This window comes from Desulfopila sp. IMCC35006, assembly GCF_005116645.1.
In the GTDB taxonomy this organism is placed as follows: domain Bacteria; phylum Desulfobacterota; class Desulfobulbia; order Desulfobulbales; family Desulfocapsaceae; genus Desulforhopalus_A.
Genome location: NZ_SWCM01000005.1, coordinates 339,003 through 364,943, shown reverse-complemented (window position 1 = coordinate 364,943; position 25,941 = coordinate 339,003). Strand labels below are relative to the sequence as shown.

General features: G+C 53.7%; 20 protein-coding genes and 1 riboswitch. Of the genes, 9 read left to right on the top strand and 11 right to left on the bottom strand.

Annotated elements, in window-relative coordinates:
* Window positions 1–144: 144 nt before the first annotated feature.
* A complete protein-coding gene (locus FCL47_RS11505; protein WP_136813636.1) occupies window positions 145–318 on the top strand; it encodes a tyrosine-type recombinase/integrase in 174 nt (57 codons plus the stop codon).
* 121 nt (window positions 319–439) lie between these two features.
* Here the strand turns inward: FCL47_RS11505 and FCL47_RS11500 are convergent, their stop codons facing one another.
* The 7 genes from FCL47_RS11500 to FCL47_RS11470 form a co-directional block, all read right to left on the bottom strand.
* Window positions 440–1,591, bottom strand: coding sequence for an ABC transporter substrate-binding protein (locus tag FCL47_RS11500; RefSeq protein WP_136813635.1), 1,152 nt, complete (start codon window positions 1,589–1,591; stop codon window positions 440–442).
* Between the two features lie 31 nt (window positions 1,592–1,622).
* Entirely contained in the window at window positions 1,623–3,710 is a 2,088-nt protein-coding gene (locus tag FCL47_RS25065) for an ATP-binding cassette domain-containing protein (protein ID WP_136813634.1), read from the bottom strand.
* Complete coding sequence (locus FCL47_RS11490; protein WP_136813633.1) at window positions 3,710–4,474, bottom strand: ABC transporter ATP-binding protein; 765 nt, start codon at window positions 4,472–4,474, stop codon at window positions 3,710–3,712. The genes FCL47_RS25065 and FCL47_RS11490 overlap by 1 nt, the downstream gene beginning before the upstream one ends.
* The gene (locus tag FCL47_RS11485; protein ID WP_205747291.1) at window positions 4,474–5,469 is read right to left on the bottom strand and encodes a branched-chain amino acid ABC transporter permease; all 996 of its coding nucleotides are present in this window, start codon (window positions 5,467–5,469) and stop codon (window positions 4,474–4,476) included. The genes FCL47_RS11490 and FCL47_RS11485 overlap by 1 nt, the downstream gene beginning before the upstream one ends.
* Window positions 5,466–5,975: a 2-oxoacid:acceptor oxidoreductase family protein gene (locus FCL47_RS11480; RefSeq protein ID WP_136813632.1), complete on the bottom strand. Its 510-nt coding sequence runs from the start codon at window positions 5,973–5,975 to the stop codon at window positions 5,466–5,468. Before FCL47_RS11480 ends, FCL47_RS11485 begins: the two co-directional genes overlap by 4 nt.
* Window positions 5,972–7,792: a thiamine pyrophosphate-dependent enzyme gene (locus tag FCL47_RS11475; protein WP_136813631.1), complete on the bottom strand. Its 1,821-nt coding sequence runs from the start codon at window positions 7,790–7,792 to the stop codon at window positions 5,972–5,974. The genes FCL47_RS11480 and FCL47_RS11475 overlap by 4 nt, the downstream gene beginning before the upstream one ends.
* Before the next feature lie 243 nt (window positions 7,793–8,035).
* Window positions 8,036–8,896: a branched-chain amino acid ABC transporter permease gene (locus tag FCL47_RS11470; RefSeq protein ID WP_136813630.1), complete on the bottom strand. Its 861-nt coding sequence runs from the start codon at window positions 8,894–8,896 to the stop codon at window positions 8,036–8,038.
* Between the two features lie 113 nt (window positions 8,897–9,009).
* On the opposite strand from FCL47_RS11470, the gene FCL47_RS11465 reads away from it, so the two are divergent.
* Window positions 9,010–9,264: a Trp family transcriptional regulator gene (locus tag FCL47_RS11465; protein WP_136813629.1), complete on the top strand. Its 255-nt coding sequence runs from the start codon at window positions 9,010–9,012 to the stop codon at window positions 9,262–9,264.
* Between the two features lie 86 nt (window positions 9,265–9,350).
* Here the strand turns inward: FCL47_RS11465 and fdhF are convergent, their stop codons facing one another.
* The 3 genes from fdhF to FCL47_RS11450 form a co-directional block, all read right to left on the bottom strand.
* Window positions 9,351–12,041, bottom strand: coding sequence for a formate dehydrogenase subunit alpha (gene fdhF, locus FCL47_RS25060; protein WP_240744215.1), 2,691 nt, complete (start codon window positions 12,039–12,041; stop codon window positions 9,351–9,353).
* Between the two features lie 234 nt (window positions 12,042–12,275).
* Window positions 12,276–12,650, bottom strand: coding sequence for a winged helix-turn-helix domain-containing protein (locus FCL47_RS11455; RefSeq protein ID WP_136813628.1), 375 nt, complete (start codon window positions 12,648–12,650; stop codon window positions 12,276–12,278).
* A 129-nt stretch (window positions 12,651–12,779) separates the two neighbouring features.
* Window positions 12,780–13,364: a thioredoxin family protein gene (locus tag FCL47_RS11450; protein WP_136813627.1), complete on the bottom strand. Its 585-nt coding sequence runs from the start codon at window positions 13,362–13,364 to the stop codon at window positions 12,780–12,782.
* Between the two features lie 353 nt (window positions 13,365–13,717).
* Window positions 13,718–13,822: riboswitch (TPP riboswitch) on the top strand.
* A 75-nt stretch (window positions 13,823–13,897) separates the two neighbouring features.
* Between FCL47_RS11450 and thiC the strand changes: the two genes are divergently transcribed.
* From thiC to FCL47_RS11435, 3 genes are all read left to right on the top strand, one after another.
* Window positions 13,898–15,202, top strand: a complete 1,305-nt coding sequence (thiC, locus tag FCL47_RS11445; protein WP_136813626.1) for a phosphomethylpyrimidine synthase ThiC — start codon at window positions 13,898–13,900, stop codon at window positions 15,200–15,202.
* A 132-nt stretch (window positions 15,203–15,334) separates the two neighbouring features.
* Window positions 15,335–16,051, top strand: coding sequence for a fumarylacetoacetate hydrolase family protein (locus FCL47_RS11440; protein WP_136813625.1), 717 nt, complete (start codon window positions 15,335–15,337; stop codon window positions 16,049–16,051).
* 326 nt (window positions 16,052–16,377) lie between these two features.
* Window positions 16,378–18,672 (top strand): response regulator, encoded by a 2,295-nt coding sequence (locus FCL47_RS11435; RefSeq protein WP_136813624.1) that lies wholly within the window; start codon window positions 16,378–16,380, stop codon window positions 18,670–18,672.
* Here the strand turns inward: FCL47_RS11435 and FCL47_RS11430 are convergent.
* Window positions 18,648–18,911: a hypothetical protein gene (locus tag FCL47_RS11430; protein ID WP_136813623.1), complete on the bottom strand. Its 264-nt coding sequence runs from the start codon at window positions 18,909–18,911 to the stop codon at window positions 18,648–18,650. The genes FCL47_RS11435 and FCL47_RS11430 overlap by 25 nt on opposite strands.
* Window positions 18,912–18,975: 64 nt before the next feature.
* On the opposite strand from FCL47_RS11430, the gene FCL47_RS11425 reads away from it, so the two are divergent.
* From FCL47_RS11425 to FCL47_RS11410, 4 genes are all read left to right on the top strand, one after another.
* Window positions 18,976–21,525, top strand: a complete 2,550-nt coding sequence (locus FCL47_RS11425) for an amino acid permease (RefSeq protein WP_136813622.1) — start codon at window positions 18,976–18,978, stop codon at window positions 21,523–21,525.
* A 526-nt stretch (window positions 21,526–22,051) separates the two neighbouring features.
* Window positions 22,052–22,897 (top strand): formylglycine-generating enzyme family protein, encoded by an 846-nt coding sequence (locus FCL47_RS11420; protein WP_136813621.1) that lies wholly within the window; start codon window positions 22,052–22,054, stop codon window positions 22,895–22,897.
* A gap of 51 nt (window positions 22,898–22,948) precedes the next feature.
* Window positions 22,949–23,872: a DmsE family decaheme c-type cytochrome gene (locus tag FCL47_RS11415; protein WP_167496467.1), complete on the top strand. Its 924-nt coding sequence runs from the start codon at window positions 22,949–22,951 to the stop codon at window positions 23,870–23,872.
* 11 nt (window positions 23,873–23,883) lie between these two features.
* Window positions 23,884–25,920 carry an MtrB/PioB family outer membrane beta-barrel protein gene (locus tag FCL47_RS11410; protein ID WP_136813619.1) on the top strand — a complete coding sequence of 679 codons (2,037 nt, stop codon included), beginning with the start codon at window positions 23,884–23,886 and terminating at the stop codon, window positions 25,918–25,920.
* Window positions 25,921–25,941: the final 21 nt, after the last annotated feature.

Below are 25,941 nucleotides of genomic sequence, written 5' to 3'. Positions count from 1 at the left end.
CCTTTGAATAGAGGATCATAGGAAAAGACATAAAAAACTATGCCGAGTTTACAAGAGGCTAAACGCCTATTTATTAAATAGTTGGATCATTGACTCGGCATAGTCAGGAACTCGGCATAGTGACGGATATGCCGAGCTCGGCATATGCGCCACTCCTTTGCCACGCATTTGCTGTTAAACGGAGTTGATTTGCGACAGATCCTGGAATATCTGGGCCATGCAAAAGTGGAGACAACGATGATCTATACCCATGTGGTAAAGGATATGCGAAACCCGGTTGCCAGTCCCTTCGATCTGCTTGTACACATGTCGAAATGAAAAGTTACCCCACCGTCCGGATATGACAAAGCCCCGAGTCGTTAAAGATGAACGACCGGGGCCCTGTTAGCGGCTCCTGGCTCTTTGAACCAGGAGCTTATGCAACGTTTGCTGCGCCAGCCTATTTCGCCAGTGTGAACCTGCCGTCTTTCACCTGCACCATCACCATAGAGTCTACACCCAGGCCGTTATGGTCTTCCGGAGTGATATTGTAGATTCCTGAGACGCCGACATAGTTTTTGGTGGCTTCGATTGCATTGCGCAGTGCATCTTTGTCCGTTCCCACCTTCTTCATGGCGTCGGCGACCATCATGATGGCGTCCCAGGCATAGCCGGAGTGGGTGTTGATCGGGAACTGCTTGTCGTAGCCTTTCTCGGTATACAGTTTGACAAACTCCTGGATAACCGCTTTCTGCGGGTCATTGTCGGGCAGTTCATTCACGATCATCAGCTTGGTTGCGGGCATCCGGTCGCCTTCACTTGCGGCACCGGCCAGTTCAATATATTTGGGGTCGGGCAGGCCATGGCACTGAAACAGCGGCAGATCGATGCCCAGCTGCATTTTGTTTTTGGCGATGATCGAACCGGCGGGTCCGATGGTCCAGGCAACAATGGCCTGGGGTTTAGCATTCTTCACCTTGGTGAGCTGCGCGGTCATGTCGGTATCGCGGGTACCGAACGATTCCCGGGCGATAATCTCGATGCCGTAGGTGGGGGCAAGTTTTTCCATCCAGTGCTCGCCATCCTTGCCAAAGCCGTCGGCGGCCGCAAGCAGGGCAATCTTGGTGAGGTTTTTTTCCTTGAGATAGATAAATAACCGCTCTACCGCGATACTCGAGCGCTGGGGCGATTTAAAGACATATTTGAAGGGGCCGTATTTCCCGCCCATAATAACCGGATCGCCGCCGACGGTCATAAAGGTCGGCGTCTTGCCGCTGTCGACGACTTTTTTAACGTTCATCCCGGTATCGGTGAGCGTGGGGCCGATGATGGCGACCACCTTGTCCTTATGGATAAACTTCTTGGCAATCGACGCTGCTTTGGCCGGGTTTGCTTCGGTATCGGCCAGGATCAGCTCCAGCTTCCGGCCATTGATCCCCCCCTCATTATTGATTTTTTCCACCACCATCTCCGCCACCAGTTTGGTGGGCGTGCCGATAAATGCAGCCCGGCCGGAGAGATCAAAGAATGCTCCCAGCTTGATGGTATCCGCGGCGTAGGCAGCCGGGACAAACAGCGTTAAAAGGGTCAGTGCGGCTAGTAATTTTTTCATTGATGTTTCTCTCCTCCTGTTGATGGTAGTGTTATACGATCTCGTCTGTTATCCGTTTATCAAAGACCCGCTGACTTTTTCTCTCGGAACGGGGCAAGGTGCCGTAATCAACCAGCTCGGTATTGACCGAGACCAGGATCTGCTTTTTGATCTGGTGGACCACCTCGTGGATGAGTTCCGCTGTCCGGCCGCCATCGACCCCTTCGGCGCGTTCGACTATTAAATTCATATGGTCGCGTTCGGCGCTGTCTCTATGCATATGGATCTGGTACTCGGAGCCCAGGCCGGGCACAGCGGAGAGGATAGTGTCGATACTGCTCGGATAGATATTGACCCCGCGGAATTTGATCGTGTCGTCGGAGCGCCCCCTGATCCGCGAGTGGCGCGGCATGATACTGCCGCAGGAGCAGGGACCGCCAATAATGCGGGTAATATCGCGGGTCCGATAGCGGATAAGCGGGGCTCCCTCCTTGCAGAGGCTGGTCACCACCATCTCCCCCCATTCCCCCTCAGGCAGGGGTTTGAGTGTGTCCGGGTCGAGAATCTCCAGCAGATAATAGTCCGCCCAGTAATGGATACAGTCATGATCGGAACACTCGATGCCGGTGCCCGGGCCATAGAGCTCGGTCAGACCGGTGATGTCGAACAGCTCCGCGCCGCCGAACAGATCGGAAATTTTCCGGCGCATGGAGCGGCTGGAGCGCTCGGAGCCGTAAATAATTTTTTTGACGTTGATTTTGTCGGCGATGCCGCGCTGATGAATTTCCTCGGCCATCAGAAGCGCCATGGAGGCGGTTGAACAGAACACGGTCGACTGAAAATCGAGGAGAAACTGGATCTGCATATCGATATTGCCCGGTCCAATCGGCACCGCCAGGGCCCCGATCTTTTCACAGCCGAGCTGAAATCCCATCCCGGCCGTCCACACCCCGTAGCCAACCGCGACCTGAACCCGGTCAAGCGCAGTCACCCCGGCCATCTGGTAACAGCGGGCAAAAATACTGATCCAATCGTCAAGATCCTTTTGCGTGTAGCTGAGTACCTTTCTTTTTCCGGTGGTGCCCGAGCTGGCGTGCACCCGGACAATCTGTTCGAAGGGCACGGCCCGAAGAGGAAAAGGATAGCCGGTGCGCAGATCATCGGCGGTGGTAAAGGGCAGTTTTTGCAGGTCCTCCAGGCTTTGAATATCGCCGGGAGCGACCCCGGCCGCTTCGAATTTTTTGCGGTAATGCGAAGAACCTTCATAGCAATGGGCAACGGTCCATTGCAGACCGCGTAACTGGTGGTCTTTCAATTCCTGTTCATTGTGAAAAGCGGGCATAAAATCAGGGGTGTGCATTGCGGGTTTCTCCAAACGGATATTGGTCAGACCTGCAGCGCCAAGTCGACTGGCGGCAGGGTTTTCATCACTTGCGGCGCCGAGAAAAGCGGCGCGCAGCATGGGATCATTCAAAAGCTCGCCACTGTTTCCCTGCTGGACGATCCGGCCGTTGGCCAGGAGATAGGCTTTGTCGGATGCAGAGAGGGCACGCGCGGCGTTTTGTTCCACCAGCAGAATGGTCGTGCCGCCGCGGGCAAGCTGCCGGATGATGGCAAAAATATCATCCATAATCCGCGGGGCCAGTCCCAGGCTCGGTTCATCGAGCAGCAGCAGACGCGGCTTTGCCATCAGCGCCCGGCCCATGGCGAGCATCTGCTGTTCGCCCCCGGACAGGGTCCCGGCCTGCTGTTTTTTTCTCGCTTTAAGTTTCGGGAAGCGCTCATAGACCTCGTCCATGCGCCGGGATTCTTCGGCTTTGCCGAGTTTTAAGGGAATAGCGCCCAGCTGCAGGTTTTCAAAGACCGAAAGATTGCCAAAGACTTCACGCCCTTCCGGAGAGAGAGCGACCCCGAGCTGCACCATTCTGGCAGGACTTGTTCCGGTGATATCTTTTTCGTCCAAGGAAATAGTGCCGCCACTTGGTTTCTGCAGCCCGAGCAGACATTTCAGCAGGGTGCTCTTCCCGGCGCCATTGGCGCCGACAAGCGCCACGGTTTCCCCGGCAGCGATGGTCATGTCGATGCCGTAAAGGGCCTGGGCGGCGCCGTAATGGGCGGAGAGATTGTTAATTTTCAGCATCAGGCGACAGCCTCCATCCGGCCGAGATACGCTTCCAGCACCAGCGGGTTGCGCCGCACCTCCTCCGGGGTACCGGCGGCAATACACCTGCCGCTGTCAAGGACCACGACCTGGTCGGCGATCCGCATCACCAGATCCATGTCATGCTCCACCAACAGCAGGGTGTGTCCTGCCCGGCGCAGGTGTTTGAGCTGCTCACCGACGACGAAGGTTTCTTCCCCGTTTAAACCGGCCACCGGTTCGTCCAGCAGCAGCAGATCAGGCTGGCCCACGGTGGCCCTGGCCAGTTCAACCCTCTTTTTGTCGCCATAGGCAAGAACTCCCGCCGGCCAGCTGCTCTTATCGCTCAGTCCGAAGCGGTCCAGGGCTTCGAGTGCGCGCAGCTTTAACTGTCGTTCGCGATGGCGAAGATACGGCAGCCGCAGCATGGCCATGGCCATGGATTGTCCCCCCTCGCAGGTCAGACCGGTCAGCACGTTATCGAGGACACTGAGGCGGGGAAAAAGCCGCAGATTCTGAAAGGTGCGGCTGATCCCCAGCCGGCTGATAGCATGGGCCGGCTGACCGGCAATCTCTTTGCCCTTGAAGAGCACCGAGCCGCTGGTTGCACTCAGCACCCCGGTTATACAATTGATGAGCGTCGATTTTCCCGCGCCATTCGGGCCGATAAGGGCGGTCACCCGGCCATGGGGCACCTGAAAGCTGACATGGCCCAGGGCCGGCAGGCCACCAAAATTTTTGCATACCGACATGAGCTGCAGCATTATTGGGCCTCCCGCCGGCGCAGGGCCAGCCGTACCCTGACCATATCGACAAGACCGGTGACCAGTCCCTGGGGCAGAAACATCAGCACCAGCACCAGGATTATGCCATGGACAAAATCCTTATAGGTTTCAAAAATACCTATTACTTCGGGCAGTAAGGTGAGGAGTCCGGCCCCGAACAGGGAGCCCCAAATCGATCCCATCCCGCCGACAACCACCATGATGACCATATCCGTGGAGGTAAATATCCCGAAGGAATCCGGACTGATAAAAGTATAACAATGGGCAAAGAGGCTGCCGGCGATCGAAGCCATTACCGCCGACAGGACAAACACCTTGATCTTGGCATTGCGGGTATTGACGCCCAGTGCGGCGGCGGCGGTTTCATCTTCAGCCAGCGCGGCAAGCCCGCGGCCGACCCCGCTGCGCACCAGGTTGAGACTGAGCAGCAGGCCCATCAGGGTAAAACCCCAGAGCAGATAATGCAGGCGTACTTCATTATCAAAAGAGAAATCACCAACGCCCAGATAAGGGATACCGGAAAAACCGCTGGGTCCGCCGGTCATTTCATCCCACTCAAGAAGCACGCTGTGCACCACGAAATTGAACCCAAGGGTGGCCATGGCCAGATAATGCCCGGATAGGCGCAGGATGGGCACCCCGATCAACAGGGCGACAAGGCCGACCAGCAGGGCAACGAGGAGCATCGCCGGCCAGGGAGACAGCCCATAGGTTGCCGTGGAGATCGCCGAACCGTAGGCGCCAAGGCCGAAGAAGGCGGCATGGCCGAGGGAGATCTGTCCGGTATACCCGATAAAGAGATTGAGGCCCAGGACCACCATAGTGTTGATGGCAATCAGGTTGGTGATGCCCAGGGTGTAGGGATTATCCTCATAGAGCGGATAGAGCAGCAGGGCCGCCGTCAGCAGGCTTACCGTCAGCCCGGTCCGGTGCAGAGAAATGAAATAAATACATTTATCGCGTGCAGACATCATTGTTGTAAGCTTTGTACGCCGATACGAAAAGCCTGGAGATTTTGCTCGATAAATTTGGCCGGAGCAAGCTTGCCAATAGCGGCGATACACTCCTCTTCAGTGCAAAAAAGCGCGTTTTTACTCACCGCCCGGCCAAGCAGAACCAGGTTGGAAAGCACCGCGTTGCCCATTTTGCGTGCTATGCCCGAGCCGTCGATGCGGTCCCCTTCCCCTTCCCTGTCTGAATTGATAAGCAATTCACCATCATCTTTTACCAGGGCTCGATGGACGGCAAGGTTTGCTTCAAAGAGCAACAGGGCCACATCCGCCTGACCGGTGCGGATCAAGGGAGCGGCAAAATTTCCCACCTTGAGGGTGGACAGAACGGTACCACCGCGCTGGGCCATGCCGTGACTTTCCGAGGTGAGCACAGGAATGCCTCGATCAACGGCAACCTGGGCAATGACCCTGGTCAGAAAAAGCACACCCTGGCCACCGATGCCGCTGACGACTATCTGCTGTTTCATAGCTCCTCCTTTCGGACAATTGCCTGCGCCGGACATACCGGGATACAGGTTCCGCAGCCGTGGCAACGATCAGGATCGACCCGGGCGATGCCATTTTCCTCGTCCATCGACAGGGCCGGACATTCAAAATCCTCAACACATTGACCACAGCCTATGCAGTCTTCGGTGATGATTACTGCCGGGGCCTCCTGCATTTTCCGCACCTGCGGATCCATCAGGCAGCCATGGCGGGAGATAAGCACGGCGACGCCGCCATCTTCGCTGCGGGTGTGGGCATCGGCTTTTTTCAGTAAATTTTCGAAGCGGTCGTGCTGGTACGGATCGCAGCTTTCGATAAAATCAACCCCGGCGGCTTTGACCAGCGGTTCAATGGCAATGATTTTCGTTTTTCTGCCGTCGGCGGTAGAGCCCATATGCGGCACAGGCTGGCCGCCGGTCATCGCCGCGGTGGCATTGTCGAGTATCACCACAATGATCCGGGCATCCTGGAGGACGGCGTTAATGAGGGCGGGAACCCCGGCATGAAAGAAAGTCGAATCGCCGATGGTGACAACCACCGTCGGCACGCGGCCGCCATCCTGCTTGTAGGCCTGGTGAAAACCGGCACCCTGGCTGATGCAGGCGCCCATGCAATGGACGGTGTGGACCGCATCAAGGTTCATCCCCAGGGTATAGCAGCCTATATCGGATGGGAATATCCCGTCGGGGAAGGTCTTTTTAATCGAGTAGAAGGCGGCGCGATGGGGACAGCCGGGACACAGAGAAGGACGTTGGCCCCTCCCCGGTGCGGCCATCGTCGGCGGGGTATCAAGACCGAGAAAGGCGGCCAGGGCCTGGTAGAGGACATCGGGGGTCAGCTCTCCCTCCCGCGGCACCGCCCCGGTCTGTTTGCCGCAGGCGCCGGGATGGGCAAGCTGCAGCTCGATGACCGGGTAGGTCTCTTCCACGACAAGCAGTCGATCGTAGTCCTGTTGTAAATGCTCGACAAATTGTGGATTGAGCGGGTACGGCATCAATACCTGATAGAGATCGATGGTCCCGCTTAAGCCTAATTCCTCCAGCAGATCAACAAGGTTGGCATGGGCGATACCGGAGGCAACCAGGGCAACCCTTGGCCGGCTCTCATCGCCGACAAGCAGGCGCGGCTGCCAGTGCGGCTCCTGGGCTATCTGCTCAAGTTTGGCATTGAGACTGCGGTGCAGACCGGGCAGAAACGCCGGGGTGGCACACCAGCGGCCGGTGTCCGGCACAAAAGCTGCGATCCTGTCAAGTTTGACCGGTTCGGCGAGCGCGACACTTTGCCGTGAGTGGCAGACACGGGTGGTCGGGCGCAGCACGATGTTCATTTCATATTTTTCCGAGAGCTGGTAGGCCGGTCCGATCATCGCCTTGGCCTCGGCAGGGCTTGAAGGATCGAGCACCGGAACGCGCCCCTGCAGGCAGAACAGCCTGGTATCCTGCTCGTTTTGCGAACTGTGCGGGCCGGGATCGTCGGCCACGACGGTCAGCATGCCGCCTTTTACGCCAAGGTACGCGGTGCGCATAAAGGGGTCGGCAGCAACGTTGAGGCCGACCTGTTTCATCACCGCAACCGATCGCTTGCCGGTATAACTGGCGGCCAGGGCAACTTCAAAGGCGATTTTTTCATTGACCGACCATTCAATATGCAGCGGGTTTACCGCCTGGTCCTTCCGGTTGATGACACTTTGGAGGATCTCCGTGGACGGCGTCCCGGGATACGCTGCAGCAACCTGACAGCCCGCTTCAAGCAGACCCCTGGCGATTGCATCGTTGCCCATCATGAGTTCTTTATTCATAATATCCTTTAAATCTCATTATATAATAGAGCTATTTGTACCAGCTGGTTCTCATGCAGCGCATGGGAACCAGTTTATCCCGCAAAAAAATAAAATCGGCTTGGCTAAGTAAAAAGCTTCATATGCGAGGCGTAAGATTTTTCTATTATTTCGGCGTACTAGAGTACGTCGTAATGATAGAAAAATTGTAACAACGACGCAGATGAAGATTGCTATCCCCTTTGGGGAATTTTTACGACGCCATCATTTGCCCAGTAATCCTTTGGGTCTCACAAACAACACCAGCAGTAAAACAACAAAAGCAACGACATCCTTATAGGCACTGGAAACATAGCCAGCGGAAAGGGATTCCAGGAGCCCCAGCCCCAGCCCGCCGAAAATAGCCCCCGGAAAAGACCCGAAACCACCCAGGATCGCGGCGGCAAACCCCTTCAGACCGAGCAACACGCCAACATCATAGTTCAGGGTGGTAATCGGCGTCACCAGCACTCCGGCAAGGCCACCCAGAGCACCGGCAATGGCATAACTGGTCAGGCGCACCCGCCCCGCCGGGATGCCGACTACGGCCGCGGCGGTAGGGTTCGAAGCGACCGCCCGCATGGAGAGGCCGAGAGAGGTCCGGTAGAAAAACCAGGTAAGCAGAGCAATGGCGATAACAGTCAGCAGCAGGATCCACAGCGCCTGGGGCAGCACACTCGCGCCCATAATATTAATTGGCTGGTCGGGAGTCAGCGGCGGTAAGGCCATCCGGTTTTTCCCCCAGATCAGTTTGATAATGCCGCGCAGAATAATAGAGATGCCGACGGTGAGAAAGATCAGCACCAGGTGGTTGTCCGATCTGGCCGGACGCAAACCGAGTCGTTCGACGATCATGGCGACAACAGCGACCCCGGCGACCGCCAGAAGGAGGCCCGGTACAACCGGGAGCCCGGCACTGAACAGGCAGGAGAACATCAGCATGCCGCCCAGGGTGACGAAGTCAACCTGGACAAAGTTGACAATCCCCATGGTGTTGTTGACCACACAGAATCCGAGGGCAATGAGAGCATAGATCGCCCCGCTCGTCATCCCGGAAAAGGTGTATTGCAGTAAATCCTGGAACATTACAATTGCCGACGTCCACGACAAAAATTAACGTCGTGCCTGATCCCTCTAGAAGACCGGGCACGACGAGAAAAAAGTTGACTCCCTATCAGTTCGTACTAGTATACTAGTACATGAAAGCGACAGTAAAATACATTTCTCATTTAGTCAATCATTTGCTTGCCCAGAAGACTGCGGACGAGATGGAAAAGGCTTTGCGCCACCTTCTCACCGCCAATGAACTGCTTGATGTGGCAAACCGTCTGCAGATCTTTGAGATGCTGGAACAGGGGGTACCGCAGCGGCAGATTGCCGAAAAACTGGGAGTCGGTATCGCCACCGTCACCCGCGGTTCAAACGCAATGAAATCCCGCAGGGATGACAAATAACCCCTTGCCGGTAAGGATTCTCATGGCTGGAAAAACAGTAAGGCCTTGATGCGGCTCACCCATCAAGGCCTTTTTTAAAATAACTCTCAGGCTGTTGCCGCCTCCACAACCTTGTCGATACGAACGGCGCAGGATTTATACTCCGGCGTCCCCGAAATTGGATCCCGGAAGCCGGAAGTGAGAACATTGGTCAGGGCGTCCTCATGATGGAAGGTCATAAAGACATTCCCCTGCTGGGAACGGTTGGTGACTTTCGCCCGAACCTTCACCGCGCCTCTTCGAGACGATACCGTCACCCAGTTCCTGTCTTGTATACCGAGCGCTTCGGCATCCTGAGGACTTATCTCCACCCGCTCCGCCGGGACGATCTGGGCAATGCCATGGGACCTTCTGGTCATCGAGCCGTTGTTGTAATGCTCACGGATTCGACCGGTTATAAGCACCAGCGGGTATTGTTCATCCGCCACCTCGCCAGAGCCAATATGATCCAGGGCCATAAAGGCAGCCAGTCCATTGGCCCGGGCAAAGAGATCGGTGTACAGCGTGGTTGTCCCCGGATGATCTTTAGTCGGACAGGGCCACTGAATGCCGCGCTTTTCCAGCCGGTCATAGCTGATACCACCGTAAATCGGCACCAGCGAGGCGATCTCGTCCATGATTGCCGCAGGATCGGCATAGGACAGAGGATAGCCCATCAGGGTCGAGAGCTTGCAGAGAACCTCCCATTCGGCCATACCGGCAAGCGGCGGGATCGCTTTTCGCACCCGCTGGATCCGTCTTTCGCCGTTGGTGAAGGTGCCGTCCTTCTCGGCAAAACTTGCCCCCGGCAAAATAACATCGGCAAAGCGGGTTGTCTCGGTATGGAAGATATCCTGAACCACTAAAAACTCAACCGATTCGAGGGCTTTGCGCACATGGGTCAGATCCGGATCGGTCTGGGCCGGGTCCTCGCCGAGGATGAAAATGCCTTTGAACTTACCCCGCACGCATTCATCGAGCATCTCAACCGACTTCAGTCCCGGCTCTTTTTTGATCTTCCTGCCCCAGGCTTTTTCAAACTTATCGCGAACCTTCTCATCAGTAACCGACTGGTAGCCCGGCAGGGTGGCGGGCAGAGGACCAAGATCGGAGGCGCCCTGGACGTTGTTTTGTCCCCTGAGCGCCATAATACCGGTGGACGGACGCCCTATCTGCCCGCAGACCAGGGCCAGATTGGCGATAGCCATGGCGTTTTCGGTCCCGGTCCGATGCTCGGTCACCCCCAGGCCATAGACGATCATCGCCTTGTCGGCATGGGCATAGGTCCTGGCGGCTTCGATGATTTTCTCCCGGGCAACCCCGGTCAGCTTTTCCACCCGATCGAGGTCATATTCGGCCACTTTGGCCTTCAACTCATCGAAATCCTCTGTCCTCTTGGCAATAAACTCTTTATTTTCCCAGCCATTTTCAATAATGACATTGATCAGGCCGTTTAACAGGGCGATATTGCTGCCCGGTTTTAAATTCATCCAGACATCGGCTCGCTCCGCCATCCAGGTCTTCCGCGGATCGCTGACGATCAGCTTGGCCCCGTTGCTTATTGCCTCTTTCAGATACAGCGAGACAATAGGGTGGGCCTCCGTCGGGTTGGAGCCGAACAAAAACAGGACATCCATCCCAGGCATCTGGGCGAGAGAATTGGTTGCAGCACCTGCACCAAGGCTTGTGGCCAGACCGGCCACGGTAGGAGCGTGTCAGACCCGAGCGCAGTTATCGACGTTGTTCGAGCCGACCGCGGTCCGGACCCATTTGGCCAGGAGATAATTTTCCTCATTGGTACATCTTGACGAAGAAAAACCGCCGACCGTGTCCGCGCCGTAATCCTTGATGAGCTGCTTGAATTTCGTGGCGCACAGCTCAAGGGCCTCATCCCAGGATGCCTCCCGATAGCCGTCCCCTTCCCTGATCAGCGGGGTGGTAATCCGATCCTTGTGATGAATAAAGTCGTACCCGTACCGCCCTTTAATACAGAGATTGCCCTTATTGACCGGTGCATCGTAATCGGACTCGACCCCGATCACCCTGTCGTCCCGGACTTTCAGGAAAAAATTGCAGCCGGTGCCACAATACGAGCAGGTGGTTTTGACCCTGGTCACTTCCGAGGACCGGCCCAACCCCCTGCTCTTTCGATCCGTCAAGGCACCGGTGGGACAGGCAGAGACACACTGGCCGCAGAATTCACAGTTTTGCAGGCTCCGGGGCCTGGAAAAAGCGGTGTCGGGGATGGCATTGAAGCCGCGTCCGGTCATATCGATGGTCCCGGCCATCACCACCTCATTGCAGATCCGCGTGCAGCGGCCGCAGACAATACATTTGTTTGCTTCAAAAGTGATAAAGGGATTATCTTCCCGGATGGGCAGTGCCCACTGTTCCCCGGGGTATTTTTTCATATCGGCATTATACTGATAGGCCATTTCCTGGAGAGTGCAGTTGCCCGCTGCTTCACAACACATGCAGTCATTGGGATGGTTGGACAGGAGCAGTTCGATGATCGTCTTGCGCAGCCTGGTAAGACGAGGGCTTTCGGTGGTGACCACCATGCCGCTTGCCGCCGGGGTGGTGCAGGAGGTAAGAGGTTTGGGGGCGCCTTTTACCTCGACCAGACAGAGTCGGCAGCCCCCATAGGGTTTCAGTCGTGCATCATGGCACATGGTCGGAATGGGAATGCCCTGGTCCTGACACACCTCAAGGACCGTCTTTCCCGGAACAAAATCGACCGCATTGCCATTGATCGTCATCGTCAACATCTGCGTCATGAGAGTGATCTCCAGATTATAGTGAAGGTAGTTGAGCACATATCACCGGAATCTGCGTCGTCACTTTATCACGCAGACTCCGTACAATGAAATATCGAGGGGGAATATACCAGAGGAGAAACAAATATGCAAATATTGCATATTTGTTTTTATGTGAAGACAGAGGCAGTTATGCGTCGGCAGGAAGGGATATTCTGCGTTGGGCGGTTCATTCGATTAACCGGAGTGCTCTTCTGGATAAAACAGCTCCCTGAATCGTTTATTGGCAAAGTTTTCTATCTCTTGCTGCAGTCGGCGATATTTTTGTATCAGATCACCTGCCTTTGGAGTCAGAACCGTGCCGCCCGTCTCCCCTCCTCCTTTTTGTGCGACAACCAGTTCATCAGCAATGTTTTCGCGGAGGATTTTGACATGGGTCCAGGCTTTTTTGTAGTTCATGCCCATTTTTTCCGCCGCCTTGGCAATGGATCCTTCCTGCTCGATAAGCTCGAGGATCTCGGTTTTTCCTTTACCGAAAAGAAGTTCCTGACGGTCATTTTCGATCCAGGTCTTGGTTCGTACATGAAGGCTGCCGGCCGTTTTATGATCCATTGCAATTGATCCCCTGGTGGGTGAAGGTGCGGTTGGCGACGATTTCACGCAGCATACCGGAAGCGATCGATTGTTTCAAGCCGCTTGCATACGGGGCTCTTTGCCGATTTCCGGTTTTCCGCCGCGATCTTACTTTGGTTTGAAATAAACCGGCTCATTGCCCGGTTTCCATTTTATATTACACCCCATGCTGGGCCGCTGGTCCACCGTCACCGGGCCGCCGGCGATCAACTGGTCAACGGCGGCAGAAAGGTCTTTCCCGGTGATCGGTTCGTTGTTTCCCGGCCTCGCACTGTCAAACTGTCCCCGATACACCAGCTTTTGCTGCGCATCAAAGAGGAAAAAGTCCGGTGTACAGGCCGCTCCGTAGGTTTTTGCCGCCTGCTGCTGTTCATCGACCAGATAGGGGAAAGTGTAGCCGTATTTTTGGGAGTCAAGCTGCATATTTTTCGGATTATCATCGGGATAGGCACTGAAATCGTTGCTGTTGATGGCGACGACGGTAATTCCCTGCTTCTGGTAGGCTCGAATGTTCTCTACCAGTTTCGGGCGAATATGGATGACGTATGGGCAGTGATTGCACATGAAGATGACCAGCAATCCCCGGTCAATTGACACATCGGCAAGTGCATACGATTTTCCCTGGGGATCGGGAAGGGTAAAATCCGGGGCTTTCATCCCCAGTTCCTGCATAGTGGAAGGTGTCAGTACCATAATAAACTCCTCTTTTGGTGTTGGATGTCATACACACAACCTGCTCTTTCACAATGAATCGCTTAAGGAATTATGTATGCATCCCGAAAACACGACGCAAGCTCTTCCGGTTGAGCGCGGGCGGAAACGCTTGACGGCCCTGCCCGGACAGGGTAATTTTCACAGCAGAACGTGATTACCACTAAAGTTCAGCTTAGAAAATCCAGAGGGCTATGAGATGCCCTTTGCACGGGTGTTCCGCAGCCTGGATGGCTGCGGTCAAGCCCCCAGGGATGGGTTTATGGCGTCCCGTGCAAAGGGCATCTCTTAGCCCATACAGCTTGGGTTGAGTGGCAATCACCAAACATATTTGCATAAAAGCCTGGGGGAGTCTACGGACTGAGAATTCCGCGACAGCGGAGTGACCCTTTGAACCTGATCCGGTTGATACCGGCGTAGGGAACGGACCAATTGAGCGCCTGCCAGCCTGCTCCTCTTGAAAGACCGCTTCCTGCGATCTTTTTTTTTCGTCAAAACAAGAGGAATTGCCGACAATGAAAACCCAGATGGAATACGCCCGGGAAGGGAAGATCACCGAGACTATGCAGGAAGCGGCGAGGGAAGCCGCCATCGCCCCTGAAACCCTGCGGGACAATATTGCCAGGGGCACAGCCATTATCTGTCATAACAATGTCCACCTCAACGGCAAACCGCTGGCGGTAGGTGCGGGAATAAGAACCCGGGTCAATGCCAATATCGGCACGAGCAAAGACGACACCAGTATCGATAACGAGTTGGAAAAGGCCCGGGTCGCTGTGAGTGCCGGCGCCGACGCTCTTATGGACCTCTCCACCGGGGGACCGATTGACGAAATTCGCGCAGCCATAATCGCCGAAACAGATATCTGCATCGGTTCCGTTCCACTCTACCAGGCCGCCTGCGACACCGTAATGAAAAAAGGCAAAGCCATTGTCGATATGACCGTCGACGACATCTTTGCCGGCATAAAAAAACACCTCGATGACGGGGTTGATTTTATTACTGTCCATTGCGGGGTAACCCGGCGGACCCTTGAGTTTATGGACCGGGAGGGTCGGCTGCTCGATGTTGTATCCCGCGGCGGCTCCTTCACCTGCGCCTGGATGGCGCATAACGGGGCGGAAAACCCACTCTACGAATATTATGACCGCCTGCTGGAACTGGTAAAACCCTATGATGCAACCCTCTCCCTGGGCGACGGTTTTCGCCCTGGCTGCATAGCCGATGCCACGGACAGAGCGCAGATCCACGAGCTGCTTCTTCTGGGCGAGCTCACGCAGAGAGCCTGGGATCAGGGGATTCAGGTGATGATCGAAGGCCCAGGTCATGTGCCGCTTAACCAGATCGAGGCGAATATAAAGCTCCAGAAACGCATTTGTCACGGAGCACCCTTTTATGTGCTTGGCCCGCTGGTGACCGATATTGCCCCGGGTTACGACCACATTACCAGCGCCATCGGTGGTGCCGTCGCGGCGAGCGCCGGTGCCGATTTTCTCTGCTATGTCACGCCCAGTGAACACCTCTGTCTCCCCACCTCCCAGGACGTTCATGATGGCGTAATGGCCACGCGGCTGGCAGGTCATGCCGCTGATATCGTAAAAGGCATCCCCGGGGCGATCGAACGGGATATCGCCATCTCCAAAGCACGCCAGGCCCTGGATTGGGAGAAGCAATATGCACTCGCCCTGGATCCGCCCCTGGCGCGTGCACGGCGCGGCGCAACCGCTGAGGTTGCAGACACGCACGGCGCATGTACCATGTGTGGTGAATTTTGCGCCTACAAGATCATGGATGGCCGTAAAAAAACCAGTACTCCATAGCCGAATAAGGAGGATGATTTGTTGCCGGGAAATATGGTACCTTTCGTTTTGCGCTTCCCGGCAACCAATTTTGGGCGAACAGCTGACGTCCAGAACTCTTGCACAAAACAACAAGCCATCAAGGAGATTCCGATGAAAATAACCCTGCCCATGTCAAGCGGCGGCAACTATCTGGTCAACCCAAGTAAAATTGTCGCTCTGGGGTTGAACTATCTGGAACATATTAAAGAAAGCCAGTCGGTTGATAAAAGTAACCTGGCCGGCGAGATCCCCACCGAACCGGTACTCTTTCCGAAAACACCGAACGTGCTGATCGGTCCCGGAGAGGCAATCATCCTGCCGGCATTTCTTACCGAATACGGTTTTGCCGATTGCCGCACCGATCATGAGGCGGAGCTGGCGATCATCATCAAAGACCGGGTGAAAAACCTCTCCCCAGAGAGCGCCATGGAGCACATCCTCGGCTTTACCTGCTTCAACGACATCAGTCAGCGCAACCTGCAAAAGGGCGATAAATCGGGCTGGTACCGGGGAAAATCACTGGACACCTTTGGCCCGATCGGCCCGAGGATCGTCACCCCGGAAGATATCGGCGATCCACAGAATCTGGACATAGTATGTCGTCTGAACGGCCGGGTCGTGCAGCACTCCAATACCCGGCAGATGATCTTTAAAATTCCCGAAATCATCGCGTTTATCAGCAAAAATTTCACCCTTGAAGCCGGCGACATCATTATCACCGGCACGCCGAATGGCGTAAGCCCCCTACACGACGGGGATAGCGTCGAGGTGGAGATAGAAAAAATCGGCACCCTCAGCAATCCGGTAAAAGCGGAACCAGCAGGATAATTGCCGCCGCGGCAACGAAGAGATTGTGCTTGTCTTTACGGGAGCACAATCTGTCGCAGACGGCCTGCCTCCCTTGGAATCGTCGGACAAGCAGCGGCAAAGTTCATTGCCGAGTCCCCCATTTTCATAACGGTTTAAATGGGTTAGACCGCCAATGTTTAAAAAAATATAAGATTTCCAGCAAAATGACGGGACGTCCTTCATCTCTTTACTATTTTCTGATATGATTTATCTGTAATAACAAGAAAAATGAAAACGAGTCCTTGTTTTGCCTGAACATCCAAGGACGGTCTTGTAGGAATACTAACCGATGATGCTGTGCCTCCATGAAAGATATTACCAAGAGCCTTTACACTGCTCCAACGCTCGCCATTGTCGAGCTTGTCAAAGAACTCACTATCGGCCAGCGGTCAAGCGATACTGTTGATCAATTGTCGGATTTTCTGCATTCGAACATTTTCCCCAAACTTGGACCATTTTTTGTCGAAATCTATTTCCGGCAAAATCATGCAAGCCGGTTCACTCCCGCAAAACCCTCTTGTCAAAGCACAAATGGGCAAACCAATGTTCCGGGAACCATTGCCGCCAATCACCCGATCCTCAGGCAACTGACAGAATCGGGCGCGGCTGTCCAGCTGGTCGGCGGGGCACAGTCATCTCTTTTTGCCACAGAGACAAACAACACAAGCCATTTGCTCGTCCCCATTCTTGACGGCCAGGCACTCTCCGGCCTGCTGTATCTTGGCAGTCCTGATCCGGTAAGCATTACGGCAGAGTTTCTCGACACCTTGCAAACAATTGCAGCTGTAATCGGATCACGCCTGAAAAGCATGGCAACCATCGGTCAACTGCAGGAGTCCATGCACGCCCTGGAGTATTCGGACCGGCTGCGCACCGTCCTGTACGAAATCAGCGAACAGGCCCATTATTCTAAAAATATCGATGACCTGTATGCAAAACTTCATCAAAAAGTAGGCCGTTTACTCTACGCCCGCAACTTTTTTATTGCCCTGGTGGAGGAGCATCCGGATGGCAGGTATATAAAATTCCCCTATTTCGTCGATGAAATCGACGCGCATTTTCAGGGCACGGAACGGAAACTCGACCAGAAGCAATGTTCCATCACCGGCTATTTACTCAAAACCCGGCAGCCACTGCTGCTCACCCCGACAAATTTTGACCAAATCTGCACGGAACAGGGCATCGAATGTGTCGGAGCCCGGCCCTATTCCTGGCTGGGAGCGCCGTTTTTTGTTGGCCATATCTCCGGGGTTGTGGCGATTCAGAGTTACAGCAAGATCATCTATACCGAAAAAGATAAAGAACTCATGGCCTTTGTCGCCCGCCATATCGGCGACGCCTTAAACCGCAAGCGTGGTGTCGATGAGTTGCAGAAAGCCAAGGAACGGGCGGAGCGGGTCGAGAAAAATAAGTCCATTTTTCTGGCCAACATGAGCCATGAAATACGCACGCCGATGAACGGTATTCTCGGCCTGACGGATCTGGTTCTGCATTCGGATATTTCCGGCCAGAAACGTACCTATATGGAAATGATACATTCCTCTGCCGACAGGCTGTTGAAACTTATCAACGACATCCTCGATTTTTCAAAAATAGAAGCCGGAAAGCTCGAGCTGAACATGGCGCCGTTCAGCCTGCGGGAGACCATCGCCGGAGCCCTGGAGATCCTGGCGGTAAGTGCCTCGAAAAAAAATATAGACCTGACCGTCGATTGCAATGAAAACATTCCGGATATATTGCGCGGCGATGCCGGCAAACTGAGTCAGATACTGATCAACCTGGTTGGCAACGGCATAAAGTTCACCAACGCTGGAAAGGTGGGACTTACCGTCCTGCACGAGGGCCGGGACCGGAGCCAGGACAGTACACCGCAGGATTTTATCGATCTTCATTTTCAAATCCGGGATACCGGCATAGGCATCCCCCAGGAAAAAATACAAAATATTTTCAAGGCATTCAGTCAAATCAGCACCAGCCAGAACGCCAACCAGCGAGGCACAGGACTCGGCCTGGTCATCGCCGGTGAACTCGTGGAAATGATGGGCGGGAAGATTTGTGTCGACAGTAAGCCGGAGATCGGAACGACCTTTTATTTTACCATCCGTTTTGCCCCCGGACGAACTGAATCTGCCGAGCAAAGTCTCAAAGAAAAGACCATTGTACCCGCTGCGGAGGACCAACCGGGAAGAAAACCGCTTCACATCCTGCTGGTCGAGGACGAATATATTAACCGGACCCTCGCCGTTACTCTGCTGGAACGCGAGGGATGGCAGGTGACAACGGCCGAAAACGGCCTCCAGGCCCTGGAAGCTGCGGAGGACACCTCCCTTGATCTGATTCTGATGGACGTCCAGATGCCCGGGATGGATGGTCATGAAACAACCAGAGCCATCCGCCGGCGCGAAAAAAATACCGGCAGACACATACCGATTATTGCAATGACTGCCCACGCCATAGAAGATGATCGGGAGAAATGTCTGGCTGCGGGCATGGACGGTTATATAACCAAACCAATTCGACTGGATACAATAGGATACCAGATTAAAAAAGTTCTGCAGTCCCGGCCAGCCTGCACTCAGGCTAAGCCCCAGACCCCGTAATTAGGGCCGAAGAGATCCCACTTTTTGCTGTTCCGCGAGGTAAACCACTCCTTAAAGCGCAGATCCGTTCGCGTGCCGGCGTACGGAAAACAGAGATAAAACCGGGCACTGCCTCTGCTGTCAGGTTTTCTGCTGAGTCTCATCTGCGGGTTATCTGCCTGGATTTCGGCAAGAAGGACCTCTGCTTCTGCCAGATCATGCAGCGGGACAGTCAAGGTATAATTATATTCTTCTTTCATTCGCATCCCCTTCTCGGTAAATTGTAACGACTCTCATACTAACGAATTTACGAGGCAGAGACAATTGAATAAGCAGCTGAATCCGATACAGCAGCAGGAGAAACAGTCTCCCGGCAGACTCGGTACTTTTGCCGGGGTCTTTACCCCCAGTATCCTGACCATCCTCGGCATTATTTTATTTTTACGACTCGGCTACGTCACCGGCAGCGGTGGAGTCGGCCGGGCACTGCTTATCGTTGCCATCGCCAATGTGATAACCATCCTGACCAGCCAGTCCCTGGCGGCAATTGCCACCAACCTCAAAGTTAAAGGCGGCGGCGACTACTACCTTATTTCCAGAACACTGGGAGTGGAGTTCGGCGGGGCCATCGGCATTGTCCTCTACCTGGCCCAGTCCGTGTCCGTGGCCTTTTACTGCATCGGCTTTGCCGAGGCCCTTTCCGCCATGCTCAGCCCGGATTTTTTTCTTTCATCCCGGCTTATCGCCATGCTGGCGGTCGCCTCCATTTTTGTGCTCGCCTGGCTGGGTGCCGACTGGGCTACGAAGTTTCAGTACGTGGTCATGATTCTTCTTGTAGCCGCCCTACTGTCGTTTTTTATCGGCGGCATTCCCCGGTGGCAGGGGCATATATTTCTGGCCAACTGGTCACCGGACGGGGTGCCGCAGCCGTTCTGGGTGATTTTTGCCATATTTTTTCCGGCCGTAACCGGTTTTACCCAGGGCGTGAGCATGTCGGGCGACCTTCGCGATGCGGGCAAAAGTCTGCCTGCAGGTACTTTTATGGCCGTTGGTCTGTCTATTCTGGTCTATCTGGCAGTGGTCATCGTCTTTGCCGGGGTGCTGCCCAACAGGGTCATGATGGAGGATTACCAGGCGATCAAACTGGTGTCCCGCTATGATTTTCTGATCGATGCCGGGGTTATCGCCGCCACTCTTTCCTCGGCCATGGCCTCCTTTCTCGGCGGGCCCCGCATTTTGCAGTCACTCGCCGCGGATAAGATTTTTCCGATTCTGAGCCCCTTTGCCAAAGGTTCCGGAGCAACCAATAATCCGCGCCGGGCGGTTCTGCTCACCTCTGCTGTTGCGGTTGGTGTGATTCTGCTCGGTCAGTTAAACATGGTGGCCGGCATCGTCTCCATGTTCTTTCTTATTTCCTATGGGCTGCTCAATTATGCCACCTGGTATGAAGCCCACAGCGAGAGCCCGTCTTTTCGGCCCCGTTTCCGGTGGTTCAACAAATATCTCAGTCTGCTTGGCTGTCTGGTCTGCGTCGGGGTCATCTTTGCCCTGGATCTGGAGTACGGCCTTGTCGCCATGGCCATCCTTGCCGCCATCCACCAGTATGTAAAAAGCAAGGCGGTGCCCGCCAGATGGGCTGACAGCGGCCGATCCCATGCCATGCAGGTCATCCGGCGGCAATTGTTGAGCACCTTCGGGGAACCGGAACACGACCGCGACTGGCGGCCCAACATCCTCGTATTTACCAAAGACTCGGAACGCCGCCCACACCTGCTCCGTTTTGCCGACTGGATTGGCGGAACCACAGGAATCATCAGTGCGGTCACCTTGCTTGAAGGCAGTGGTCTGCAGGTCGCCAAGCAAAAAGACGCTGCTTTGGGGGAACTTAACAGCTGCATCCGGGAAACAGGACTGAAGATATTTCCCCTGGTCGTGTCCGGACAGGATATCGTCCAAACAACGGAAACCCTGCTTCAGGGCTACGGAATCGGACCACTCAAAGGCAACACGGTGCTCTGCAACTGGTATGGAGAAACGATGACATCCTTTCCGGGACTGACCACCATGAGGTACGGCAGCACCCTGCGTCTCGCCTTTCACAATGGCTACAACCTTGTCGTTTTCCATGTTGATCCCCTGCGCACCGAACATCTCCTTGATCCGGATAAAAAAGAACGCCTCATCGATGTGTGGTGGAACAACGATGCCAGCAGCCGTCTCATGCTGCTTTTTGCCTACCTGATGACCCGCAGCGACCTCTGGGCGCAGGCGAGCATCCGCCTGCTGGCCGTTGGCGAATCCTCTGATCTGGCCGAAAATATAACCCTTGTCGAGCAGCAGCTGGATGACGCCAGGATTTCCGCCCAACCGGTGCTGGTTCCGGACATGCGGCCCGAAACGGTGATCGCGCAATCAGGCGGCGCCGATCTCGTTTTTCTGCCGTTCCGGATCAGAAAGTCGATGCTCACCGATACCGGCGGGCTGAGCCTCGAACGGGTGCTGACCAGGCTGCCGCCGGCTGCCCTGGTCATGGCCGCAAGAGATATCGATCTTGACGCCGAACCCGAAGAGGGTGCTGCAGGGCAGCTTGCCGAGGCATTGGACACCCTGCACGATGCGGAAAAACGACTGGCAAAGGCGATGGAACAGCATCAGAAAAACGAGAAAAAACTCCTTGCCGTCGAGGAACAGTTGGCAGCACTTACCGACTCCCAAAATGCTGCTGCTCGTGAAAAAATTGAAAACCAGCGTGGCGAAATTGAACATGAGATTGAAGAATCTTTTCGCAAGGAGGTAAGAGAACAGACAAAAGTGAATGAAGCTATGAAGCAGCTCAAAAAACTCGAAGACAACAAACACAAGCCTGACTCGTAAGGTGATCAAATCTAACATGTTTTTCCTGCTCCTGTTTGTACCTGACTTTCTACATAATCTCTTTTTCCGGTCCCGACCATCCCCTGGACTCATTTTTTACACTTAATTTCTGCCACGCGAAAAACCGATCAGCTTTTCGCGCTCGGCAGGTGTCCTGGTATTGGATGAAAATACTACACTTCTCCCCTGAAGTAGTCTACGGGGGCGAGCAACGCATTATTAAAAAATCGAACGATTGCCCAAAAGCAGCTTGACCAAGCTGTATTCATACAATACATATCAATCATCACCCTAATTGATACACATTGTCCGCTTGCCAAACCATGTTGTGTCACCAACACATCGACTGACACAATTCTATTCAACAAGACAGAGAGAGATAAGGTTTTCTGCACCCCTTGCCGGGTGATAGTACCCTGAAGCAGAAGAAAGACAATTTGGTAATTAACAATACAGCGACGTCATAGCAGCGTTGTCTGTTGATGGAGAGAAACCAGGTAGTCCAATTTAACCAAGGAGGTACAGGATGACTTATAAAATGCCCGGTACGTTATCTATTCTTGTATTCTTTGTCTATGCAACAAGCGCCTATGCAGCACCCCCTCTCGCAGCAATACCGTACACAGACCCCTCAACAGGCATAGAATTTAACTCTATTCCTGGCGGCTGTTATCTGATGGGGGATTCCGTCGGCGATGGCGATCCTAACGAGAGGCCTGTCCACGAGGTCTGTGTTTCCGCTTTCGCCATTGGCAAAACGGAGATCACCAACGCTCAATACAAAAAGTTCAACCCCGAACATAATAGCGGCTCCTCTCAAGGTTCTTCCCTGCAGGAAGAAAACCAGCCGGTCGTCAATGTCACCTGGGAAGACGCAGTCGCCTATGCTGAATGGCTTTCCAAAAAATCGGGCCAAAATTATCGATTGCCGACCGAGGCAGAATGGGAATACGCAGCCCGTGCCGGATCAAGCCAGAGCCGTTTTTGGGGAAATAATCCCGATGAAGCCTGCAAGTATGCCAACGTGGCGGATATGACGGCGAAAAAACAGTGGGCCAAATGGACTTCTTTCACCTGTGATGATGGTTACGCAGTTTCCGCCCCGGCAGGCAGCTTCCTGCCGAACAGCTATGGACTTTTCGATGTGCTGGGCAATGCGTGGGAATGGTGTGAAGATGTCTATAACAGCGAGGCGTATACAAAACTGCCGAAAAATAACCCGGTCTACAATGGATCAGGAGAATATCGTGTCATGCGCGGCGGAGGGTGGAGCAACGGGCCTCTTGGGATACGAAGCTCTCATCGTGTAGGACTTTCACCAGATTTTGGCCATCACGCACTCGGTTTTCGCCTGGTTAAGACCGCACCGTGACATGCTATGAGATCAGGCTTGCTGATAATAAAAAAACAATCTGGAGGCACTATGAAGAGAAAGCACATTATCTTGTTTTTTTTCCCGCTCAGTCTGCTCTGGCTCTCCTGCACGCTGGCAAGTAGCGCGACGACCGATCCTGAACCGGCCGTTGAAAAAACGGGTTTTATCGGCGCAGAAACCTGTAAAGACTGCCATGAAACACAATATGCCAGCTACGCCAAATCTGTCCATTTCAAACCATCAATAAAAGGACCTCAATCGCAGGATGCATGCGAGACCTGCCACGGGGCCGGGGCAATGCATGTTGAAAAGGGCGGCGGTCGGGGCGTCGATATCTTCACCTTCGACAAGAATACCGACCCTCTGGCAAAGTCGGCAAGATGCCTCACCTGTCACGGAAAAACACCGGATATGGATTTTTGGGATCTGGGCGTCCATAATCGAAACGATGTGTCCTGTGATTCCTGCCACGACCTGCATACCGCCAGCGGTTCACAAAAACCCAAGGAGCCGGAAGTCTGTTTTGGTTGCCATCGTGATATCAAAGTCGCCGCCAACAAGCGTTCCCATCACCCGATCATTGAGGGCAAGGTCAGCTGCTCCTCATGCCATTTCCCCCATGGCAGTCTCAGCAAAGCTATGGTGAAGGCAGATGATCCTCAGCAACTCTGTTATACATGCCACGCCGACAAACGAGGTCCCTATGTCTACGAACATCCGCCGGTGGCGGAAAACTGCCTCACCTGCCATACAACCCATGGCAGTATACATGAAAAGTTGTTGACCGAAAAAGTACCCAATCTATGCCAGGATTGCCATGATTGGCAGCGCCACCCGGGAACACCCTATGATAGTAAAACCGCTTTTACCGGCCAGAGTCCCAGCAATCGGTATTTCGGTCGATCCTGCCTGAATTGTCATGGCGCGATTCATGGGAGCAACACGTTTGAAAATAACGCCTTAACCCGCTAGGAGGATTGATTATGAAGGATACATCTTTATTGCTTATCGCATCAGCACTGCTCCTCCTCCCAATCGATGGTCGAAGTCTCGCGGCTGAGGATGCGGATATGCGCGGCGCAGTTGAACTCGGTGGCCGGATCGTCGACAGCGACGACGAGAGCGCAAAATTTATGGAATATCGAGATTTAGATGATGGATTTATTGGTAATTTTAATTTCGATTATGCCAGAGATTCATATTTTTTCGGTGCCGAGGGGCAAAATGTAGGCCTGGATGATCAGTTTTATCAAATTACCGGCGGCAGTTATGAAAAATTTAAATATGCTTTTTTTTATGACGAAATACCCCACAACCTGTCGTTTGGTGCGCGGACCTTTTATTCGGGAATCGGCAGTGACAATTTGACCATCGATACCTCCACTCCAGCCAGCCAGAATACATGGAAGTCTTTTGACTACGAGGTTAAAACCAAAAAGTATGGTGCCGATGTCAAGGTGAACCTGGCTGCTCCGTTTTATTTTAACTTCGGGGTCAATAGACAGGAAAAAGACGGCCTGAAACCTCTCGGGTCCGGCGGTTTTGCCGGCGTGGTCGAAATGCCGGAACCGGTCAACTATAAGACGAACAATTTCACCGTTGACGGCGGATATCGCTCGGATCAGCTATCGTTCAAGCTTTCAGGCTGGTATAGCACTTTTCAGAATGACAATAATTTTCTTGATTGGCAGAACCCATTTTCGGGCGTGACTGAAACCAACTCACTGCCGGCGGATAATAACTATGCCAAAATCGCGGCGAACATGATCTGGCGTCAATTGCCCTTGATGTCAACCCTGTTGGTGAACGGCAGCTATACCAATTTATCAAGTGATTTTTCGGTCTATGAGATTGGTGCGGCAATACCAGCCGGGTTAAATCAAACGTCGTTTGATGGAGACATTTCCACAACCAGGCTTTCGGCTTCCTTTGCCTCGCATCCTGTGCAAAAAATGGATACGCGTCTCTTTTATGAATACTATGACAGAGACAATGATTCCACGGTTATCGAATATGACGATGACGGGAACGCGAGCCATCTCTTCGACTACTCAAAAAACCGGATGGGTCTCGATGCGAATTACAAATTACCGTTTCACACCAGGATCAATGGCGGCTATACCTATGAAAGTGTCGACCGTAATAATCGACCGGATGGTGACAGCAATACCGATAATCTGGTCTTCCTCAAGCTCAAGAATACCAGCCTTGATTTTATCACGGCCAGAATTGAGTATAGTTATCTGAACCGGGATACAGATGAAAATCACGACCTCACCGGGCTGACAATTACCGATGCGGAATATATCACCCAGTTCGTTCAACGGTTTGACGTTGTATCAAAGGCCAAGAATGCGCTGAAGTTTGCTTTCGAATTTTCTCCACTGGACACTTTTGATTTCGGCCTGGCTTACACCTACGTAAACAATGATTATCATGATGTCACCCTAGGACGAACAGCAGACAAAGGTCATGAATTTTATGTCGATTTCATGTGGCGGGCAGCAAAAATACTCAACCTGAGCGGTTTTGCCGGCTACGAAAAGTATCAGGCCGATTCCAATCATTACAACTTTAGCGTCAATCAATTCGCTGATCCGACCATCGATGACGGGAATCCCGCTACGTATCGCTGGTATCAGTCGATCGACACCGATTTCTGGACCGTCGGCCTTTCGAGCAAGATCCCGCTCCTGCAGGATCGCCTGCAGCTGAACCTGTCATGGCAGTATCAGAAAGCAGACGGTTCGAGCGATTTCACGACCGAGGGCCTTGCACCACTGCTGCCAATCAACAACTACGACGATTACCACATTACGACTCTGGACGCAAAAGTGGCGTATGCCCTGACCGATGCAATGGATGTGACCTTGGGGTACATGTATGAAAAATTAACCTACGAGGATAATCAATATGATGGGTATAACTACAATCCGTCGCTAACATACTTAAGTGGCGCCTATACAGATCACGACTACGAAAATAATGTAGGATATCTAACCATTCGATACAAATTCTGATGAACGGGCAGGTTTAAGGCG